The following is a 21043-nucleotide window of genomic DNA, read 5'->3' as shown; positions in this document are numbered from 1 at the left end:
TACACAGACTTGTACGAATATATTCTCATACATTCACACAATTCAGATAGTTTCATTTATAATTAGGTTTTATTATTTTATATTTGATTTAATTACATGATTCCTTTTTCACGCAAATGTACCTGCCAGTTCCATGCTGAGCGTAGTGTATCTTCGATTGAAGTTTCAGCCTTCCAGCCAAGTTCATTATTGGCATACGAAGGATCTGCCCATACCTTAACGATATCACCTGCACGACGAGGAGCTATCTGGTAATTGAGTTTCACACCTGTAGATGATTCAAAAGCATTGATAAGCTCAAGAACAGACAAACCACGACCTGTACCTACATTGAATACTTCTGAAGCCTGTTTCTGCTTGCCTTCAAGGATACGGTTCATAGCTATTACGTGAGCCTTGGCAAGGTCAACTACATAAATGTAATCACGGATACAAGAACCATCAGGAGTATCGTAGTCATCACCGAATACGCTCAATTTTTCACGGATACCCATAGCTGTCTGAGTGAGGAACGGTACTAGATTCTGTGGAACACCGTTAGGCAACTCACCGATAAGTGCAGTTGGATGAGCACCAATAGGATTAAAATAACGAAGTTTGATAGCCTTGATAGGAGAACCTGAGGCAATTGTATCATCAATGATTTCTTCGTTGATCTGTTTTGTATTACCGTAAGGTGATTCTGCTTTCTTGATTGGAGCTGCTTCTGTTACAGGCAATACGTCCGGCTGACCATATACAGTACAAGATGATGAGAAGATGATTCCTTTTACACCATGCTTAGGCATCAGCTCAAGAATATTTATCAGAGAAACGAGGTTGTTACGATAATAAAGTAAAGGTTTCTGCACAGACTCGCCTACAGCCTTACTTGCTGCAAAGTGAATAATACCTTCTATACCAGGATATTTTGTAAAAACAGCATCCATACCTTCATAGTCAAGGCAATCTACTTTCTCAAAAGCAGGACGAATGCCTGTAATCTGTTCGATGCTGTCAACTACATCAGCTCTTGAGTTTGAAAGATTATCAACAATGATTACTTCATAACCGCTGTTCTGCAATTCCACAACTGTGTGAGAACCGATGTAGCCTGTACCACCGGCAACCAGAATTCTTTTTTTCATAATTAAAGGTTTTTATATTATTGTGTATAATAAAGTTTTAGACTTATTTCGAGCAAAAATAATAAATTAAATTCAAAAGTCAACCAAATTAATGGAAATTATACAAAAAAATCCGGCATCAGTATGATACCGGATTTTCTGAAAATCAAATTATATTTCCTATTATATTCCAAACAATGCCGCAAGACCTTTGTCAACACCTGAGAATCCCATGAATGCCATAGCCAACAGACCTGCTGTTACTAAAGCTATTGACATTCCCTGCATACCTTTAGGGATATTTACCATACTAAGCTGTTCACGAATTCCGGCAAACACTATAAGTGCAAGCGCAAAACCTAACGCAGTGGCAAATGCATAAACAACACCTGTAAGCAAATCAAAATCGTTCTGAATTACAAGTATTGTAACACCAAGGATACAGCAGTTTGTTGTGATAAGTGGAAGGAACACTCCCAATGCCTGATAAAGCGATGGAGAAACTTTCTTAAGAATAATCTCAACCATCTGAACCAATGCTGCAATGACAAGGATGAATGCTATGGTCTGAAGATACCCCAAACCAAAAGCATCAAGAACGAACTTCTGGATAACGTATGTAACAATAGTTGCAAGAACCAACACGAATGCTACTGCCGCACCCATACCCATAGCTGTTTCAACTTTCTTTGATACGCCTAAGAACGGGCAGATACCAAGGAATTGTGACAACACGATGTTGTTCACAAATATAGCTGTAATAAATATCAATATATATTCCATATAAAAAGTCTTTTAAGGGTTATGCTTTTTTCAAGCGGTTTACAATAGCAATCAGATAGCCCAATACGATGAAAGCACCAGGAGCAAGGACAAATATCAGCATGCCATACTGTTCAGGCATAATTGTGATATTGAATATCTTACCTGTTCCTAGGAATTCACGTACACCACCAAGCAATGTCAGGGCGATAGTGAAACCAAGTCCCATACCAAGACCATCGAAGAACGAAGCTACAGGATTGTTCTTGGCAGCAAAAGCCTCAGCACGTCCAAGAAGGATACAGTTCACCACGATAAGAGGGATGAAAAGACCCAAAGTTGCGTAGAGAGCTGGAACGTATGCCTGCATTACCATCTGTAATACTGTTACGAATGATGCGATGACAACGATGAAGATAGGGATACGCACCATGTCAGGAACAAGCTTCTTGATAGAAGAGATTACAATGTTTGAACAGATAAGTACGAACATTGTAGCAAGTCCCATACCCATACCGTTGATGGCAGAAGATGTTGTACCCAATGTTGGACACATACCCAAAAGGAGAACGAAAGTAGGATTTTCCTTAACGATTCCGTTCATTAATACTTTAAAATTATTCATAATCTTACTCCTCTCCTATTAATTGTTTTCTACATTTTCAGTTTTCTCTTCGTCAGCAGTCTGCTGAGTTGCACCGCTAGTACCGTCAACATGCTGGTTCTTATAAGCTCCGTATGCGCTGTTTACAGCTGCAAGGAAAGCACGGCTTGTAATGGTAGAAGCTGTAATGGCATCTATCTCGCCACCATCTTTGGATACTGTCAAAGGTGCATTACCAGGATTCTTGCCTGTAATATCGCCTTTGGCACCTTTCTTAAACCAATCGGCAGCCTTAGATCCCAATCCCGGAGTTTCTGCATGACTCAACAATGAATAGTCGATGATGTTTCCTTCAACATCGAAACCAACAAGAACTTTCAGCTCGCCACCGAATCCCATAGATGAAGATTCTACTGCAGCACCGATAAACTCGCCACCTTTTGTAGCCTTGTAAATCTTATATGAAACACCGTCAACATCGATTGTTTCAGGAGCTTCCGCAGGGTTATTGTCGAAACCAGGAACTACTACTGCTATAGCATCACTCAATGTCTTTGCATTAGCCTGTGCTATAGGTTCGGCAGTCACTTCGTTCACCCAGCCCAATATTGCTCCGGCCACTACAGAAAAGCCTGTCAGGGCAAGAGCCATATTCTTCAATGATGATTCTAGCTTTTTCATTTCTTTACTACCTCCCCGAATCTTTTAGGTTTGCAATAAGTATTGATCAGCGGAGTGAATGCGTTCATGATGAAGATAGCGAACGACATACCTTCCGGATAGGCACCGAAAGTACGGATAAGTACTGTTAGGAAACCTATGGCAATACCGTAGATAATCATGCCTTTGTGGTTCATAGGCGATGTAACATAGTCTGTAGCCATAAAGATGGCACCCAACATAAGACCACCTGTAAACAGATGAGTAAGTCCGTCAGCATATTTGGCAGGGTCAACCAAGTTCAACAGTGTAGCGAAAACGAATACTGTAGCGATGATTGATACTGGGATATGCCATGTAATGATTTTCTTCCACAACATATATATCAAGCCGAGCAACAAAGCAAGTGCACTGATCTCACCGATACATCCATGGTTGTTACCAAGGAACAGATCAATAGTAGAAGGTAGCTGCTCAAGAGCAGTAGCATCACCCTTGACTGCCATTTTCATCAGGGCAAGCGGAGTTGCAGCTGTTTCAGCGTCTGTATAAGCTGTGAGCTGACCAGCTACAGGCCATGAAGTCATCTGTACAGGGAAAGAGATAAGCAGGAAGATACGTCCAACCAATGCAGGATTGAAAGGGTTGCATCCCAATCCGCCGAAAGTCATCTTACCAATACCGATTGCAACAAGGGCACCGATGATGATAATCCACAAAGGAAGGTTTGACGGAAGGTTGAAGGCAAGCAACAGACCTGTAAGTGCTGCCGAGCCGTCGAGTATGGTTGTACGTTCGCGTTTCAGAATGAACTTGGTAATCGCCCATTCGAAGAACAAGCACGCTGCAACAGATGTGAGCGTTACTATTACAGCCCCAAGACCGAACATATAGAATGACACGAGCAAGGCAGGTATCAAGGCTATGATTACACCGTACATGTTTTTCTGTACGCTGTCGCCGCTGTGTACATGGGGTGATAAAGATACTATTAATTTATTAGCCATAGTTATTCGATAAATTTCGATTAATTATTTTTTAGCATTGCGTGCACGGATAATCGCACCTACTTTGCCTTTACCTAAACGGATATAGTCAAGCATTGGACGGCGTGAAGGACATGTGAACTGACATGAGCCACACTCTATACATGACATAATCATTTCTTTCTCAACGCGTTCCCAGTCGCCATGAGCAGAGCATGTAGCCAAAAGGAACGGTTCAAGTCCCATAGGACATGCGCTTACACATTTTGCACAACGGATACATGGCATAGCCTCTGCACGTGCAGCTTCTTTGTCGTTCATCAGGAGAACACCTGAACTTCCCTTGCAGATAGGAACTTCAGTATTGGCAAGTGCCTTACCCATCATAGGACCACCACCGATTACCTTTCCTGTATCTTCAGGCAGACCTCCGGCAGCTTCGATAAGCTGGCTCATCGGTGTACCCATACGTGTCAGGAAGTTTGAAGGATTCTTCAGTGATTTACCTGTCACTGTAACCACACGTTCGAACAACGGTTTGTTCTTCTGAACAGCTTCATAAACGGCATATGCTGTACCTACGTTCTGAACTACGGCACCTACATTGATAGGAATTGCAGGAGGGGCAGGAACCTGACGGCCGATAACAGCATCGATAAGCTGTTTTTCACCTCCCTGAGGATATTTAACTTTCAGAGGAACAACTTCAATACCTTTGTACTGGGCAGCCTTTTCTGTCATCAGCTTGATAGCATCAGGCTTGTTGTTCTCTATACCGATGTAAGCCTTGTCAACTTTTACGGCTTTCATAAGGATCTGTACACCCACCAGAATTTCGTCTGCTTTTTCAAGCATCAGACGGTGGTCGGCAGTAAGATAAGGCTCACACTCTACAGCGTTGATGATAACGCATTCAGCCTTGCATCCAGGAGGAGGAGTAAGTTTGACATGAGTTGGGAAACATGCACCACCCATACCTACAACACCTGCGTTCTTGATTTTAGCTACTATTTCTTCCGGAGTAAGGTTGCATTCCTTAACCAGTTCTGTACTACGGTCGATTGATTCTTCCCATTCATCGCCTTCCACGTCGATGAAGATAGCCGGTTTACGGTAACCGCTGGCATCAATAACGCTGTCCACCTTGTTCACCTTACCTGATACTGAAGAGTAAATAGCTGCCGAAACGAAACCGCCTGCTTCGGCAATCTTAGTACCAACCTTAACTACGTCACCCTTCTTTACGATGGCTGTAGCCGGTGCACCTATATGCTGAGACAAAGGGAAAACAGCCTGTTTGGGGAGGGCAAGCGTTTCTATCGCCTTGCCTGCCGACAACTTGTTTTCTGCCGGATGGACTCCACCTATTCTAAATGTTTTCACGTTTATATCGTTTAATATTGTTATTAATCGGATTAATTATGCTTCTGCCTTTGGAGCTTCCTGTGCAGGAGTTTCTGCTTTTGGCTGCTCTGTTGCAGGTTTTTCTACCTTTGGAGCTACTGTTTCTGCTTTAGGAGCAGCAGCTTCTGCCTTTGGAGCAGTTTCTTCAGCAGGTTTTGCCTTTCTAGGAGGGAAGTTCACAGCAATGATTGCATTCTGAGGACATTCCATTTCGCACTTACGGCATGACTTACATTTTGCAGGATCAATGTAAGCAAGATTGTTTTCAAGAGTGATAGCCTCGAACGGACAAACCTTGACACACTTGCCGCAACCGATACATGCTGCAGTACAAGCCTTGCGGGCAACTGCACCCTTATCTTTGTTGACGCACTGAACGTAAACACGGCGATTGTTCTTTCCTTTCGGACGGATTTCGATGATTGAACGAGGACATGCCTTGGCACAAGCACCGCAGGCAGTACACTTGCTTTCATCTACTTCAGGAAGTCCTGTTTCAGGATTCATCTTGATGGCACCGAATGTACAAGCCGACACACAGTCGCCACAGCCAAGACATCCGAATGTACATCCTGACTCTCCACCATAAGTAGAGTTAGCCACTACACATGAGCGTACACCGTCGTACTTAGTAAGTTTAGGACGGTTGGCACATGTACCGTTACATCTCACTACAGCTACCTTAGGTTCTGAAGCGGCAGCTTCAAGACCAAGAATGGCAGCTACTTTTTCCATTGTAGGCTGTCCGCCTACAGGACACAGTTTACCTTCAAGTGAACCGGCTTTAACGCAAGCAGCGGCAAAACCAGAACATCCCGGATAACCACATCCACCGCAGTTAGCCTGAGGAAGCACTTCGCTTACCTGAGCAATTCGCGGATCTTCGTACACAGCGAATTTCTTTGATGCTGCATACAGAATTACTGCTGCAACCAAGCCAATGGCTCCCAATGAAATTACTGCAATTAAAATTAAATCCATAAATTAAAGTTAGTTTATTAATTATTTATTGTTTCCAATGTAAATGAGAATGTGCGACTGATTTTATTCCTCAACAGATATATGATTATATAATAAGGTATAAGGGTGCATAAAGAGACTAAAGCAGATGTAGCCTCATCACCATCTGTGACTCGCATAGTAACAAACAAAGATGCCAAGAGCACAACAAAAGGCAGAACAAATGCCAGAAAAACCGCTTTCATGCCCATAGAAGTTGTACCACATACCATCACCTGCTGCCCTACTGAACAACATTCCGCACTTTCTTTATCATGTATATCTATTATTTTTTCCTTGGTCTCCGAAATATTACAGTGACCTTTCACGCTGCACGACGAACAAGCCGAGCTCTGAAGAATCTTGACTCTCACATGAGAACCGTCTATGCTTTCCACAATACCAAGGTGTTTTATATTGTTATTCATTTTGCAAACCACACATTACAAATATGCGGCAAATGTACAACAAATTTTCAATTTCCGTTATCGTTAACGGGATTTTTTTTGTAAAAAAAATCCAATTCAGAAGTACGTACAGAGCATTATGATAAAAAAATACAAAAAAGAACTATATCCAATGAACAAACAGGCAAATATACCGTACGTTTAGAGGATAAAGCTCTTTTTATATTAAATATCAGCAGTCCTATACAAAGATGCTTAGAAAAAGAAACTGTTACACGAAGGTGTAACGCGCGTAACACGGCCGTGTAACGGTCGTAACACCAACGTGTCACACGCGTAACACGCCCGTGTTACGCAAAGTTATACAAGTGAATTTATATAGTCTTTCATATCCCCCATTGCAGCCTTTGCTTCCTTATACAATTTATATTGCGCAAGAGTTCTTACATAATTATGTTCAGGATACTTGGTTTGATAATAAGTATCGCCATTGATATAATCAGTAAGGAAACGCACAGCCTGCATATATGGGAACAATGTTACAGCATACGGGAGGAGTTCTATTTCCAGCGGAGTAAGGAAACATTTTGCCGATTCAATATAGCCCTTTGCAAAGGACTTGAAAATCTCGAAATTAAACTTCACGTTGTCAAGGTTCTCATCATCTTCCTTACCGGTATTAGCAGCCGAACGAAGGAAATCGCCGAAATCGGAGAACACGAAACTTGACATCACAGTATCAAGATCAATAACACAAAGAACATTTCCCTCTTTATCAAAGAGCATGTTGCTCACTTTGGTATCACAGTGGCAGATACGTTTAGGAAGCTTTCCTTCACGATAATATCTTTCGGCACAACACATATCATACGCATCTTTTTCTATTTCAGCCACCAGATCGCTTACCTTATCAAGACGTCCGGCAGCATTAGCATCAACAGCATCATGCAGTTGCTTCAATCTGAACTCCATATTATGGAAATCCGGAATTGTTTCTTCAAGCTGACAAGGCAGATCGGACAACATAGCTTCGAATTCACCGAACTTAAGTCCTACCAGATATGAAGACTCAGGAGTAACAGCATCAAGAGTGAGTGAACCTTCAACAAACACGCAAGCGCGCCAATACTTCTCGCCGTCGAAATAATAAGTTTTACCATTGTCTGCAACAGCAAAACGAAGGACTTTTCTGTCAAGTTCCTTTTCACCGGCTGCTTCAAGTTTCTTACGTATATGATTAGTTACACACTCTATATTATTCTGCAGCAAATCGACATTCTTGAAAATATTATGATTTATGCACTGGAGAATAAAATTAGGAGTACCTTCCTGAGTTGTTACAAGATAAGTCTGGTTGATCAGACCCGCTGTCAAAGGTTTGACAGACTCTACATTTTTAATTTCCGGAAATTTTTCAATGATTTGATTTAATGAATTCATGGTTATAACAAGTTTAAAAAATTTTCATTCTACATTTAGATTGCCATCACCAGATAGCAAAACAAGGTTTATTTTTAGTTTTAGATTTCATTTAGATGCGACAAAGATAGAAGTTTTTTATATATTATCGTATTTTTTGTCCGCTTTTCTTTGCCGGTAAAATAAAACTCTATAGTTTTGTGCCTAAACTTTAAAATTTTAGAACAACATGAAAACCACTAGCAAAACTATCATCACATTATTAATTATAATGTTCGCGTGCGAAACTTTATACGCAAAAAATTTCAATCGTCCTGAATCCGAAAATTACATCAACGGAGTAACAGCGCTCAACAATGGAGACATTGAAACTGCTTATAGTCTGCTCAATACAGAAATAGAAAGGAACCCTGAAAACGGATATGCACATTGCTATATGTCTCTTATTTGCAATGCCTGTAACGACATAGTTCTGGCTATGAAAGCTGCAAACTCAAGTTTGGAACTTATCCCTGAAGACGACAAAGAGTATCGCTCATTTGCATATTATACAAGAAGTATTCTTTGGGGTAACCTTGGCAAATGGGATAATGCAATAAATGACATGAGCGAATCAATCAAACTGAATCCAAATGATGCTGAAAGTTTCAAGACAAGGGCCGAAATGTATATAAACACAAAGCACTACGAAGAAGCTATTGAAGACTTGAACAAGGTTATCTCCCTTGACAAAAATGCTGATGTTACTGACCTGATGATGAAACTTATCCAATATGTACCAACAGAAGAACTAGCAGATAAAGTGACAAACATTATGGGACTGATGTCACAGAAATAAAAACTGTACAAATTGTATTTGATTAACACCCGTTAGCCGTTCTACTACTACACTCACAAAGACAGAAAATTCAAAAAAACCAAAAATTAACCAATTACAGTTAATCATTACAAACAAAATAGGAATATTAATTTTTATTATATATATTTGAAACTACATTATACATACGTAGGGGGAGTAAATAGATTCCTCCATACAAATAAATGATAAAATTTAATCAAAAGAGTCCCAAAAGCTCTTAGATTACATATTTGTTAACTTTAATAACCAGTTATGAAAAAAACAGAGTTTAAGTTCTTGACGATGACTATGTTGTTGTCAGGTTTTTCGGGAGGTTACATCCATGCGGAAACGCATGCGGAGGCAGTCAGGATGTTTATATCCCAGCAAGAAAATCAATGTAAAGGAATTGTTGTAGACGAGGCCGGTGAAACTATTATCGGTGCCTCAGTATTGGTTAAAGGAACTACAAACGGTACCATTACTGGTTTGGATGGTGATTTTTCAATTCCAAACGTAAAAAATGGAGATATCATCGTTATATCCTATGTCGGTTATAAAGATGTGGAGACTGTATGGAATGGTGCAGATCTAAAAATTGTTCTTAAGACCAATACCGAAGTATTGGATGAAGTAGTAGTTGTCGGCTATGGTGTTCAGAAAAAGGTTAATCTTACGGGTGCTGTATCTTCTGTTAAAGGTGATGCATTCGAGACCCGTCCCGTGGTAGATGCTACACAAGGACTTCAGGGTATGGTTCCAGGCTTGACAGTAAGCAATAGTGGTTCAGGAAGGCCTGGAGCATCAGGAACATTGACACTGCGTGGTCAGGGAAACCTGTCAGGGAATGCTAATCCTTATGTTCTGGTAGATGGTGTAGAAATGGAACTTTCTGATGTTAATCCTAATGATATTGAGAACATTTCCGTACTAAAGGATGCTGCAGCATGTTCTATATATGGCGCACGTGCCGCATACGGTGTTATACTTGTCACTACAAAAAAAGGACAGGAAGGAAAAATGCGAGCTAATTATCAAGGAACTGTAGGTTGGAGTACACCTACTGTATTACCTGACATGGTCAATTCACTGGACTTCGTGAAATTTTGGAATGATGGTGTAACTAATGCCGGTGCAGGAAACAGAGCCTATTCAGCAGAGAAAATAGCTCAGTTGGAACAGTATATGCGCGACCCTTCAAGCCTTAACCCATGGGCAGAGTTAAAACCTGGACAGTCACTAAATGCCGCTTTCGAAAATTCTGAACTTGGTTTGGGTAATACAAACTATTTTGACCTGCATTATAAGAACTTCGCTTTCAAGCATAATCATAATCTAAGTTTTAGCGGTGGTAACAAGAAGGCTCAATATTATATTTCTGCCGGATATTATAATGAAGACGGTATTCTGAAATACGCGGATATGGACTACTCACGTTACACTCTTAATGCCAATATTTCTTCGGAACTAACCAAATGGATGAAAGTAAAATTCAATGCAAAATATATGCATTCGGATAATAAGACACCATTCAATCAAGGTACAATAAACGGTATTCCTCTTGATGGTGGTTTATCTGAAGGATTCTATCACAGTTTGGCTCGTTTCCGCCCTACCGTTTCTCCTATAGATCCTAATGGGCACTTTACTGAACTATCATTGGTTCCTTATTTGCAAAGCGGGACTTATACAGATACACAAAGAGACAGATTCAATATAACTACTGGTCTTGAATTCCAACCTGTGAAAAACTGGTTCATTTTCTTCGACTATACGTACAAGCAAAATAATATGGAGTATGAAGCATTGAATGTAGCTCCATATATTTATGAACAAGACGGTGTTACAATGACCAAAGTGGCGCGCTCGGAATTAGGTGTTTCCGCCGACGGTCAATTTACACGTGCGTATTCTACAACAAGATATCAGAGCATAAATCTTTATACCAACTATATATTCTCGCTGGCAGACAAACATAATTTCACTGTTATGGCTGGTTATCAGGAAGAAAACAATGATTATAGTTGGATGAAAAACTCAGTCACTGGGTTGTATTCTACTTCAAACCCTAATGTTGGTATGGGTACAGGAGACAAGGTTGTTGTAGATACTCGTACCGGATGGGCGACACGTGGTTTCTTCGGACGTATAAATTATGACTACGATGGTAAATACCTGTTAGAGTTGAACGGACGATATGACGGTTCTTCACGTTTTGCAAAAGACCACCGTTGGGGATTCTTCCCTTCAGTATCTTTAGGCTGGAACATTCATCGTGAGAATTTCATGCAAAAAACAGAAGATTTCCTGTCTAATCTCAAGTTGAGGGTTTCATACGGATTATTAGGTAACCAGGCTAATGCTGCCTTATACACATTCGCATCGACAATGAGTATAAATAAAAATCTGGGACAGTATATTTTCAATGACGGTCGTCACATGTATACTCTTCCACCAGCAGTAGTAAATCCATACACAACATGGGAAAAAGTAGAGAGCAAGAACATAGGTCTTGATTTCGGATTCTTCGGTAATGCATTGACTGGTAGTGTGGATGTCTTCCAAAGAGACACAAGAGATATGCTTGGACCGGGACGCGATTTTCCTGATTTTTTCGGTGCTGCAGCTCCTCAAGAGAATAATGCAAATCTTCGTGACAGAGGCTGGGAACTTTCGCTGAACTATAGAGGTAAAATAGGCAGTGACATAAACTACAGTATTGGTGGTTCAATCTCAGATGCTGTAACCAAAGTAACAGCATACTCGAATAAAGACAAGATTGACCCTAATGGTTCTTGGTACACAGGCAAGACATACGGAGAAATCTGGGGCTACCGTACAGATGGATTGATTCAGACTCAGGAAGAGGCCGACGCATACAACAAGGAATATGATTTGACATATATAAGCGGAAAGCCTTGGGAACCGGGAGACGTCAAATACATTGACCTTGACGGTAAAGTTGGTAAAGACGGCAGAAAGGTTATTGACAGAGGAGCAAACATGGTTAGCGATATGGGAGACATGACTGTAATCGGTAACAAAACTCCTAGATATCAATATACAGTAAACGGATCTATCAGCTGGAAAGGTCTGAGCCTAAGCATGATGTTTCAGGGAGTGGGTAAACGCGACTGGATGCCTAGCGGTGTATATTTCTGGGGATTCAGTTCATTCGCACAGGTTACTGTGTTCAAGGAACACATGGATTACTGGAGACCGGATAATACAGACGCATACTATCCGAAACCATACATCAACAGTGCAGGTGGTGTCGCACCATTCCAGAACAAGAACATACAGCCTACCGACCGCTATATGCAGAATGCCGCATATTGCAGACTGAAGAATCTTACTTTGAGCTATACTTTGCCTGAGGCATGGGTTAAAAAGGCTTCATTGCAGAAAGTGCAGGTGTTCTTCTCAGGAGAGAACCTGCTGACATTCACAAAATTGAAAGGAATGTTTGATCCTGAGGCAATATTCACTTCAAACACATATACAGTTGAAGGTGGTAAGAACTATCCTATGAATAAGGTATTATCTGTAGGTCTGATTGTTAACTTATAATATTTTGACATATATGAAAAGAATAAATATACTTTTAGCTATGGCTTTTACCATAGGTTTGTCCGGATGTTTCGATTTGGATAAGATGCCGGAAGGGGTACTTTCAACATCAAACCCATTTCAGAGCGTCGGTGAAATAAGAAACTATGTAGACCGTTATTATGAAAGCGGACTGATTGGACAGGGATTCATGGCCGGCGGTGGCGGCGGTATTGCAGGACAGGATTACGACAGTGATAATATGACAGGTCCGTCTGCAAACACAAGACTAATGGGGCAATCATCATTGAGCAATGCCGTCTCAATTGAAAACTATACATACGTAAGGGATATAAACTTTTTGCTAAGCAATATAGACAATTGTCCCGAAAAGGGAAGCAAGGATTTTAATCAATTAAAAGGTGAGGCACTGTATTTCCGTGCATGGTATTATTATAGAATGCTTATCAATTATGGAGAGTTGGCATGGGTAGATAAACCTTTGGAGCCCAATATGGAAGTGATGATGCTTCCTCGTGAGAGTCGTACTTTCATTGTAGATAAAATCCTGGAGGATTTGGGAAATGCCAGAGATCTTATGGGAGAACAGAGCAATTCTTCTTCAATGAGACTCCATAAAGATGTAGCCCGTGCTTTGATAAGTGAAGTCGCATTGTTTGAGGCTACATGGGAACGTTATCATTATGCAAAAGAAAAGGACAAATCAGAAAAGTTCTACGATTATACATTAAGTGAGTCTGATTTGAACGCTAAAATTGCAAAGTATCTTGAAACAGCAATTACAGCCTGTGAGGAAATTGAAAGCCGTGGTGTATGGAAGATTTATACCTCAGCAGGAGCCGACAGTTACCGTAAATTGTTCGACACTCAGAATCTTTCAACAAATCCTGAAGTCTTGTGGTTCAAAATGTATGATGGAGACAAAGTTGGTAACAGTGTGACACGATACCTGAATACAGGTGGTGGTAATATTGGTATATGTGCCTCACTGGTAGACGATTACCTTTCAAAAGATGGAAGGGCATTGTATGGCGAGGAATTGTTGAATCTTAAGAAAAACTATCCTGACGAGTTAGACCCCACAAACCGAGATCCACGATTGGCTCAGACAGTAGCTTTCCCTGGCCAACGTATGAAGCCTGAAAGAGACAAGAACCCATATATATTGGAATGGCCAGCCCTGGCTGGAGACGGAACTGCTTTCGGTACTAATATTACAGGTTATGTAATGTTGAAGCATGTACAGATTGACTGCGAGGGTGATTATATCAGTGAATTTAAAGGAACAACCCCGGCAATACAGTTCAGATATGCTGACGTACTTTTAAATCACGCGGAAGCGCTGGCAGAACAGAACGGTGCCGCAAACGCTGCGGAAATTGTAAGAGTTCTACAACCGTTGCGTGACCGTGCAGGTATGCCCGCTGTAGATTTCGACAGAGAATATAATGATGATCCAAATTATCCTTTCGCCGGTCTTGACAAGTATATTCAGGCTGTCCGCCGTGAGAGAAGAGTTGAGACAGCCTTGGAGGGAAAACGCTTCAAGGATATTCTCCGTTGGGCTGCCGCAGAAGAACTAATCATAGGAAAACGTCCAATGGGAGTATTGTTTATTGGAAGCAACTTACCAGAGCACTATGGGAATAATTTGAAAATTAATCTATCAGGAAATACAGGAGAGGCTCTTCGCTATATTTTACCTGTTCAACCTTCTTCAATGCCTCAGGGTTGGCAATTCAAACCTAACAGGGATTATCTACAGCCTATAAAGGAAGATATGTTGGGAATAATGGATGGACTGTGGAAACAGAATCCTGGATGGTAATCAACCTGTAAACATTACCCAACAAGGTTTTCCATATCAAATTTGGTATGGAAAACCTTCAATTATTTTATTATTCTTAAATATCAAATCATAAATTGTATGAGAAAAAATCAGATCAAATCAATAGCATTATGTTCTATGCTAATGCTTTGTTTCTCTTCATGCTCACAAAAAGAGACCATAATAGGTAATCTTAATGTTATCCCTTTGCCACAGGAAGTGGTTGAGAATCAGAATGGTTCAGCGTTTGTAATAAACTCATCAACCTCCATTTCATATCCTGAGGGCAATGAGAAGATGAAAAGAAATGCAGAGTTCCTAGCATCTTACATCAATAAACTGACAGGAGTAAAAGTAAAACTTACAACATCTGAAACCAAGAATTCCATTATACTTAAAATTGACACTTCTGTAGAACAAAATGAGGGATATGAACTGACTGTAAATTCAGACAATATTGTATTAAAAGGAAGCACAGAGGCCGGCGTCTTCTATGGCATACAGACCATTCACAAGGCTTTGCCAATAACAAACGGAAGTGCTCTGGCTGCTATTCCGTGCGGAAAAGTTAAAGACTATCCACGGTTCGGATTCAGAGGATTCATGATTGATGTGGGAAGACATTATTTCACAACTGAATATCTGAAAGAGATTATTGATATGCTGGCTCTTCACAATATCAATTATTTCCACTGGCACCTCACCGAAGATCAAGGTTGGAGAATAGAGATAAAGAAATATCCTCAACTCACTGAAATAGGTTCTAAAAGAAAGGAAACCATAACAGCTCCTGGAAGCAAGGAGTTCGACGGTAAACCTGTAAGCGGTTTCTACACTCAGGAAGAAGCCAGAGAGATTGTAGAATATGCTGCTGAAAGATATATTACTGTTATTCCAGAAATAGATATGCCGGGGCACATGCTTGCGGCACTTGCATCTTATCCGGAACTTGGATGTACCGGTGGTCCATACGAGGTGGCAACAAAGTTCGGTGTATTCAATGAAGTACTTTGTGGAGGTAATGAAAAGACGTTACAGTTTGCAAAGGATGTTGTAAACGAAATCATGGATATTTTCCCTTCACCCTATATCCATATAGGTGGAGATGAATGCCCTAAGAAATTCTGGAAAACTTGCCCTAAATGTCAAAGTAAGATAAAAGAACTTCGCCTGAAGGATACAAAACAACATACAAAGGAAAACCAGTTACAGGCATGGTTCATGGGAGAAGTAGAGAAAGAAATTCAGGCTAGAGGTAGAAAGATGCTTGCATGGGATGAAATCTTGGAAGGAGATCCCGCCAAAAGCACGACTGTTATGGCATGGACCGGTCCTAAGGCCAGAATTAAATCTGTTGAACAAGGACACAATACCATTGCATGTCCTATATCTCATCTGTATTTCAGCAATCCAGGATACAACCGTCTTAAAGGGGTTAGCAGCGTAGCCCGAGTATATAACTTCGAACCTGTTCCTGAAGAAGTAACCGAAGAACAGAAAGGAAAATTGATTGGAGCACAAGGATGTATATGGACAGAATGGACAAAAGACAGTGTGAAAATGGAATGGCAGATGATGCCACGTATAGCCGCACTCTCGGAAATCCAATGGACATCACCTGAAAAAAAGAATCTAGACAGTTTCTTGAAACGTCTTGGACATCAGATTGAAATCTATAGAGCCTATGGTTATAACTATAAGAAAGATATTGACGATGTAAATATCGAGATTAAATCAAAAGAAGATGGAACAGCTGAAATAAGTTTTTCTACTTTTGACAATGCAGATGTTTATTACACAACAGACAACTCCGAACCTAACAAAACGTCCTTAAAATACGAAAAGCCATTTCCTATTGACAAAGACTGTACAATTAAAGCAATTGCCGTAAGAAAGAGTTTTAGTGATACCGAAGGAAAAAGCGACAGGATAAGTGATGTGTCTGAAGAAAGTATAAAATATAATTCAGTAACAATGCGCCCTATCACCCTCAATACTTCACCTGCCCCAAACTATACATATAAAGGTAAATCCATTATTAATGACGGTTTGTATGGTGACGGGAACTACAGATCCGGACGTTACCTGGGCTTTTACGGAGAAGACCTTGACGTGACAATAGACCTTCAGTCCGAAAAAGAAATATCTTCGGCATTTATAAGCACGTATCTCGTTCCTGGTGACTATATTTTCGGTATTAAAGGTATAGACATATATACTTCCATAGATGCAAAAAAATTTAATAAAGTTATATCTAAGGATTTTCCTGTTTTGGAAAAAGGAAGTAAAAACAATGTAGCCAAAGAATATTCGGTAGATTTCGATAAGATTAAAACAAGATTTGTGCGAATCGTCGGAAAATCTACAGCTGTTCTTCCAAAATGGCATGGTGGTGCAGGAAATACTTGTTATATATTTGTAGATGAGCTGGGTGTCAGATAAGTTCATTGGAATTTGTCAAAACAACAAACATACGGGTTGTTCGGATTTACCGGACAACCCAATTTTTATATATTCTGGTATGCTTATATAAATATGTTATTGATAATAACCTCCCCATAAACTTATTCCGGAACGGTAAAGACAGAAGAGTATTAATCATATCTTAGAAGATATTTAAACAGTGTTTAATTAGCGTTTAAATGGTCTATAAATTTAGTTTATCAAGATATAGCCTAAATTGAAATAGAACAGATTTCAGAAAAATAAAATAACATAAAATAAACAATCCTCAAAAAAAGTGTGTAAATTTGCGGCATGGAATGGTTTACAGATTTATTTTTTGAGCATTCAGCCTTACAGGCTGTCATTATATTGTCACTTATTACAGCTATAGGATTAGGATTCGGGAAACTTCACCTGTTCGGAGTTTCACTCGGAGTGACATTTGTTTTCTTTATCGGTATCCTTGCCGGACATCTTGGATTTTCCATTGATCCGCAAATGCTTATCTATGCCGAAAGTTTCGGACTCGTTTTATTCGTCTATTCACTTGGACTGCAAGTAGGACCAGGATTTTTCAGTTCCTTCCATAAAGGAGGTTACAAACTTAATATGTTGGGACTAGGCGTGATACTTCTAGGTACAGCCATGGCTGTAATAATAAGTAAAACAGCTTCAATACCACTATCGGACATGGCAGGTATCTTGTGTGGAGCAACAACTAACACACCTGCACTAGGTGCAGCACAGCAGACTCTGAAACAGTTGGGAGAACCGACCAGTGGAGCAGCACTGAGTTGTGCCATAACATATCCTTTGGGAGTGGTAGGTGTAATTCTGGCAATAGTAGTACTGAAAAAAATAATAGTCAGACCTAAAGATATGGAATGTCACGACCATGACGATACAAACCATACGTACATCGCAACATTTCAAGTTCATAATCCTGCCATATTCAACAAAAGCATACAGGATATAGCTAAACTAAGCTACCCGAAATTCGTTATCTCACGATTATGGAGAGACGGAAATGTGAGTATTCCTACATCTGAAAAGATTCTGAAAGAAAACGACAGAATACTGGTCATCACCACAGAAAAGGATGCTCCTACCCTGACTATCCTTTTCGGCGAACAAGAAAATAGGGACTGGAATAAGGAAGATATCGACTGGAACGCAATAGACAGCCAGCTAGTTTCTAAACATGTAATAGTTTCACGCCCTGAAATAAACGGGAAAAAGCTTGGCAGCCTAAGATTGAGAAACTCATACGGAATTAACATCAGCCGAGTGACCCGTAGCGGGGTACAGCTATTGGCCACACCGGGCCTTGTGCTGCAATTGGGTGACCGACTAACTGTTGTAGGTGAAGCTGCGGCAATACAAAATGTAGAAAAGGTTCTAGGTAATACGGTAAAAACTCTGAAAGACCCAAACATGGCATCTATATTTATAGGTATAGTACTAGGACTTATAATAGGAGCAATTCCTATCAGCATCCCTGGTATAAGTTCACCTGTTAAATTAGGTCTTGCGGGAGGTCCGATTATAGTAGGTATACTGATTGGCGCATACGGACCAAGACTTCATCTTGTGACATACACTACACGAAGTGCCAACCTCATGCTTAGAGGTATAGGACTTTCATTATATCTGGCATGTCTGGGACTTGATGCCGGGGCACATTTCTTCGAAACTGTAATGCGCCCAGAAGGAGCATTATGGATAGGTATAGGATTTGCCATAACATTTATTCCAGTAGTGATAATGGCAATAGTAGCACTAAGAGTGTTCAATCTTGATTTCGGAAGTACGTGCGGAATGTTGTGCGGAAGTATGGCAAACCCTATGGCACTTAACTATGCCAATGACATAATTCCAAATGACAACCCTGCTGTAAGCTACGCTACTGTATATCCATTGGGAATGTTTACAAGGGTTATTATGATACAAATAATACTAATGCTATTTTTATAATAAAAAACGAATTATAATATAAATCTAAAAGCCATGACAGTAACAAACAAGGCGAAAATAGAGGAAATCAAGAATGATTTAAGATACCTGGAACTGTTGTCGCTAAGTTTCCCGACAATAGCAGCGGCAAGTACCGAGATTATAAATCTCGAAGCTATATTAAATTTACCTAAAGGTACAGAACACTTTCTAGCAGACTTGCATGGGGAATACGAAGCATTCAATCATGTACTGAGGAATGCGTCAGGAGCCATAAAAAGAAAAGTAAACGAGATTTTTGGCAATACACTTCGGGAGACAGAAAAGAAAGAGCTATGTACTCTGATATATTATCCTGAGCAGAAGCTTATAAGAGTAAAAGAAATTGAAAAGGACATGAACGACTGGTATGTGATAACGCTTAACCAATTGGTTAGTGTATGCCAGAACGTTTCATCAAAATATACACGCTCTAAAGTCAGAAAGGCATTGCCTGAAGAATTCTCTTATATAATACAGGAGCTACTTCACGAAAGCAGTACCACACAGAATAAACAGGCATACATAAACGTTATCATCAGTACTATTATTGAAACTGACAGAGCTGACGATTTTATCATAGCCCTTTGCAATCTGATACAAAGGCTTACTATCGACTCATTGCATATACTCGGTGATATATTTGACAGGGGACCTGGTCCGCACATCATAATGGATACACTTTGTAACTATCACAATTTCGATATCCAGTGGGGAAATCACGATATACTATGGATGGGGGCTGCAGCTGGAAACAAATGCAGTATTGCCAACGTTCTGCGTCTGGCTATGAGATATGGCAATCTGCCAGCACTGGAAGACGGTTACGGTATCAACCTGCTTCCGTTGGCAACATTTGCTATGGAATCATACGCTAACGATCCGTGCACACAGTTCTATCCTAAAGAATATGACGCTCAATATAGTGACAAGACTTTGCGTATGATAGCTCAAATGCATAAGGCTATAAGTATAATACAATTCAAACTTGAAGCCGAGATAATCAAACGCAGACCAGAGTTCAAGATGGAAGACAGAATGCTCCTTCATCATATAGACTTCGAAAAAAAGGTATTGAGACTGGGAGACAAAGAGTATGAAATGAGAGACTGCCTTATGCCAACAGTAGACCCAATGGATCCTTACAGACTTACGGAAGAAGAAGCTGATGTGGTGAGCAAGCTTTATGATTCATTCACCAGAAGCGAAAAATTGCGTAAGCACATGAAATGCCTGTTCAGATACGGGTGTATGTACAATGTATGCAACTCGAATCTGCTTTTCCACGCATCAATGCCACTGAATGAGGATGGAAGTCTGAAAGAAATAAGTATTGGCGACAAAAAATATAAAGGTAAGGAACTGCTTAATAAAGTGGGACAATTAATACGCACGGCATATTTTGCAGATAATGACAATGACGAAAAAGATTTTGCTATGGACTACATCTGGTACCTGTGGTGTGGTAAGGATTCTCCAGCCTTCGACAAAAGCAAAATGGCTACATTCGAAAGATACTTCCTGACCGATAAGTCTACACATAAGGAAATCAAAGGCTACTACTATTCAAAAAGAGATGATGAAGCTGTGTGTGATATGATTCTAGACGAATTCAATGTTACAGGAGAACATAGACATATCATAAACGGACATGTGCCAGTTAAAGCTGTTCAGGGTGAAAAACCAATTAAGGCAAATGGAAAACTGATGGTGATAGACGGAGGATTCTCCAAGGCATATCAACCAGAAACAGGTATTGCCGGATATACACTGGTATACCATTCCAGAGGATTCCAGCTTGTACAGCATGAACCTTTCACATCTACTCAGACTGCGATTGAAGAAGGTAAAGACATTAAATCGACAACACAAATAGTAGAGCTCAGCACTCAGCGTATGATGGTAAAAGACACAGACAAAGGCGAGGAACTGAAAATACAGATTGAAGATCTGAAAAAGCTACTCATAGCTTACAGAACAGGTATACTTAAAGAGAGAGCTATCTGATTCTGTAAATACAAAA

The 21043-nt window shown here is 40.2% G+C and carries 15 protein-coding genes; 6 read left to right on the top strand and 9 right to left on the bottom strand.

The annotated features are described in order from the left end of the window. Nucleotides 1–92: 92 nt before the first annotated feature. The 9 genes from galE to Q0486_RS05740 all read right to left on the bottom strand — a co-directional run bounded on the left by galE (nucleotide 93) and on the right by Q0486_RS05740 (nucleotide 8368). On the bottom strand, nucleotides 93–1127 hold the full coding sequence (gene galE, locus Q0486_RS05780) for a UDP-glucose 4-epimerase GalE (RefSeq protein WP_299231122.1): 1035 nt from the start codon (nucleotides 1125–1127) through the stop codon (nucleotides 93–95). 162 nt (nucleotides 1128–1289) lie between these two features. Next, nucleotides 1290–1889 carry an electron transport complex subunit RsxA gene (rsxA, locus tag Q0486_RS05775; protein ID WP_235336935.1) on the bottom strand — a complete coding sequence of 200 codons (600 nt, stop codon included), beginning with the start codon at nucleotides 1887–1889 and terminating at the stop codon, nucleotides 1290–1292. Nucleotides 1890–1908: 19 nt separating this feature from the next. Further along, nucleotides 1909–2493, bottom strand: a complete 585-nt coding sequence (locus Q0486_RS05770) for an electron transport complex subunit E (protein ID WP_287677965.1) — start codon at nucleotides 2491–2493, stop codon at nucleotides 1909–1911. A gap of 18 nt (nucleotides 2494–2511) precedes the next feature. Further along, a complete protein-coding gene (locus Q0486_RS05765) occupies nucleotides 2512–3153 on the bottom strand; it encodes an RnfABCDGE type electron transport complex subunit G (RefSeq protein ID WP_299231116.1) in 642 nt (213 codons plus the stop codon). After that, a complete protein-coding gene (locus Q0486_RS05760; protein WP_299231113.1) occupies nucleotides 3150–4139 on the bottom strand; it encodes an RnfABCDGE type electron transport complex subunit D in 990 nt (329 codons plus the stop codon). The genes Q0486_RS05765 and Q0486_RS05760 overlap by 4 nt, the downstream gene beginning before the upstream one ends. Nucleotides 4140–4163: 24 nt before the next feature. Continuing rightward, a complete protein-coding gene (gene rsxC, locus Q0486_RS05755) occupies nucleotides 4164–5501 on the bottom strand; it encodes an electron transport complex subunit RsxC (RefSeq protein WP_299231111.1) in 1338 nt (445 codons plus the stop codon). Between the two features lie 36 nt (nucleotides 5502–5537). Further along, the gene (locus Q0486_RS05750) at nucleotides 5538–6503 is read right to left on the bottom strand and encodes a Fe-S cluster domain-containing protein (protein WP_287677970.1); all 966 of its coding nucleotides are present in this window, start codon (nucleotides 6501–6503) and stop codon (nucleotides 5538–5540) included. 17 nt (nucleotides 6504–6520) lie between these two features. Next, the gene (locus tag Q0486_RS05745) at nucleotides 6521–6949 is read right to left on the bottom strand and encodes a SoxR reducing system RseC family protein (protein ID WP_299231108.1); all 429 of its coding nucleotides are present in this window, start codon (nucleotides 6947–6949) and stop codon (nucleotides 6521–6523) included. A gap of 339 nt (nucleotides 6950–7288) precedes the next feature. Continuing rightward, entirely contained in the window at nucleotides 7289–8368 is a 1080-nt protein-coding gene (locus Q0486_RS05740) for an aminoglycoside phosphotransferase family protein (RefSeq protein ID WP_299231107.1), read from the bottom strand. A gap of 208 nt (nucleotides 8369–8576) precedes the next feature. Between Q0486_RS05740 and Q0486_RS05735 the strand changes: the two genes are divergently transcribed. From Q0486_RS05735 to Q0486_RS05710, 6 genes are all read left to right on the top strand, one after another. Next, the gene (locus Q0486_RS05735) at nucleotides 8577–9185 is read left to right on the top strand and encodes a tetratricopeptide repeat protein (protein WP_299231105.1); all 609 of its coding nucleotides are present in this window, start codon (nucleotides 8577–8579) and stop codon (nucleotides 9183–9185) included. A gap of 372 nt (nucleotides 9186–9557) precedes the next feature. Next, nucleotides 9558–12755, top strand: coding sequence for a TonB-dependent receptor (locus Q0486_RS05730; RefSeq protein WP_299231807.1), 3198 nt, complete (start codon nucleotides 9558–9560; stop codon nucleotides 12753–12755). Nucleotides 12756–12768: 13 nt separating this feature from the next. Next, nucleotides 12769–14583, top strand: coding sequence for a RagB/SusD family nutrient uptake outer membrane protein (locus Q0486_RS05725; protein WP_299231103.1), 1815 nt, complete (start codon nucleotides 12769–12771; stop codon nucleotides 14581–14583). Between the two features lie 99 nt (nucleotides 14584–14682). Next, complete coding sequence (locus Q0486_RS05720; RefSeq protein WP_299231102.1) at nucleotides 14683–17025, top strand: glycoside hydrolase family 20 protein; 2343 nt, start codon at nucleotides 14683–14685, stop codon at nucleotides 17023–17025. 315 nt (nucleotides 17026–17340) lie between these two features. Continuing rightward, entirely contained in the window at nucleotides 17341–19002 is a 1662-nt protein-coding gene (locus Q0486_RS05715) for a putative transporter (protein ID WP_299231100.1), read from the top strand. Nucleotides 19003–19035: 33 nt separating this feature from the next. Continuing rightward, nucleotides 19036–21027 (top strand): fructose-1,6-bisphosphatase, encoded by a 1992-nt coding sequence (locus Q0486_RS05710; RefSeq protein ID WP_299231098.1) that lies wholly within the window; start codon nucleotides 19036–19038, stop codon nucleotides 21025–21027. The last annotated feature ends 16 nt before the right edge of the window (nucleotides 21028–21043 follow it).

The organism is uncultured Bacteroides sp., assembly GCF_937912035.1.
Classification (GTDB): domain Bacteria; phylum Bacteroidota; class Bacteroidia; order Bacteroidales; family Bacteroidaceae; genus Phocaeicola.
This window is presented reverse-complemented; position numbering and strand designations above follow the sequence as displayed.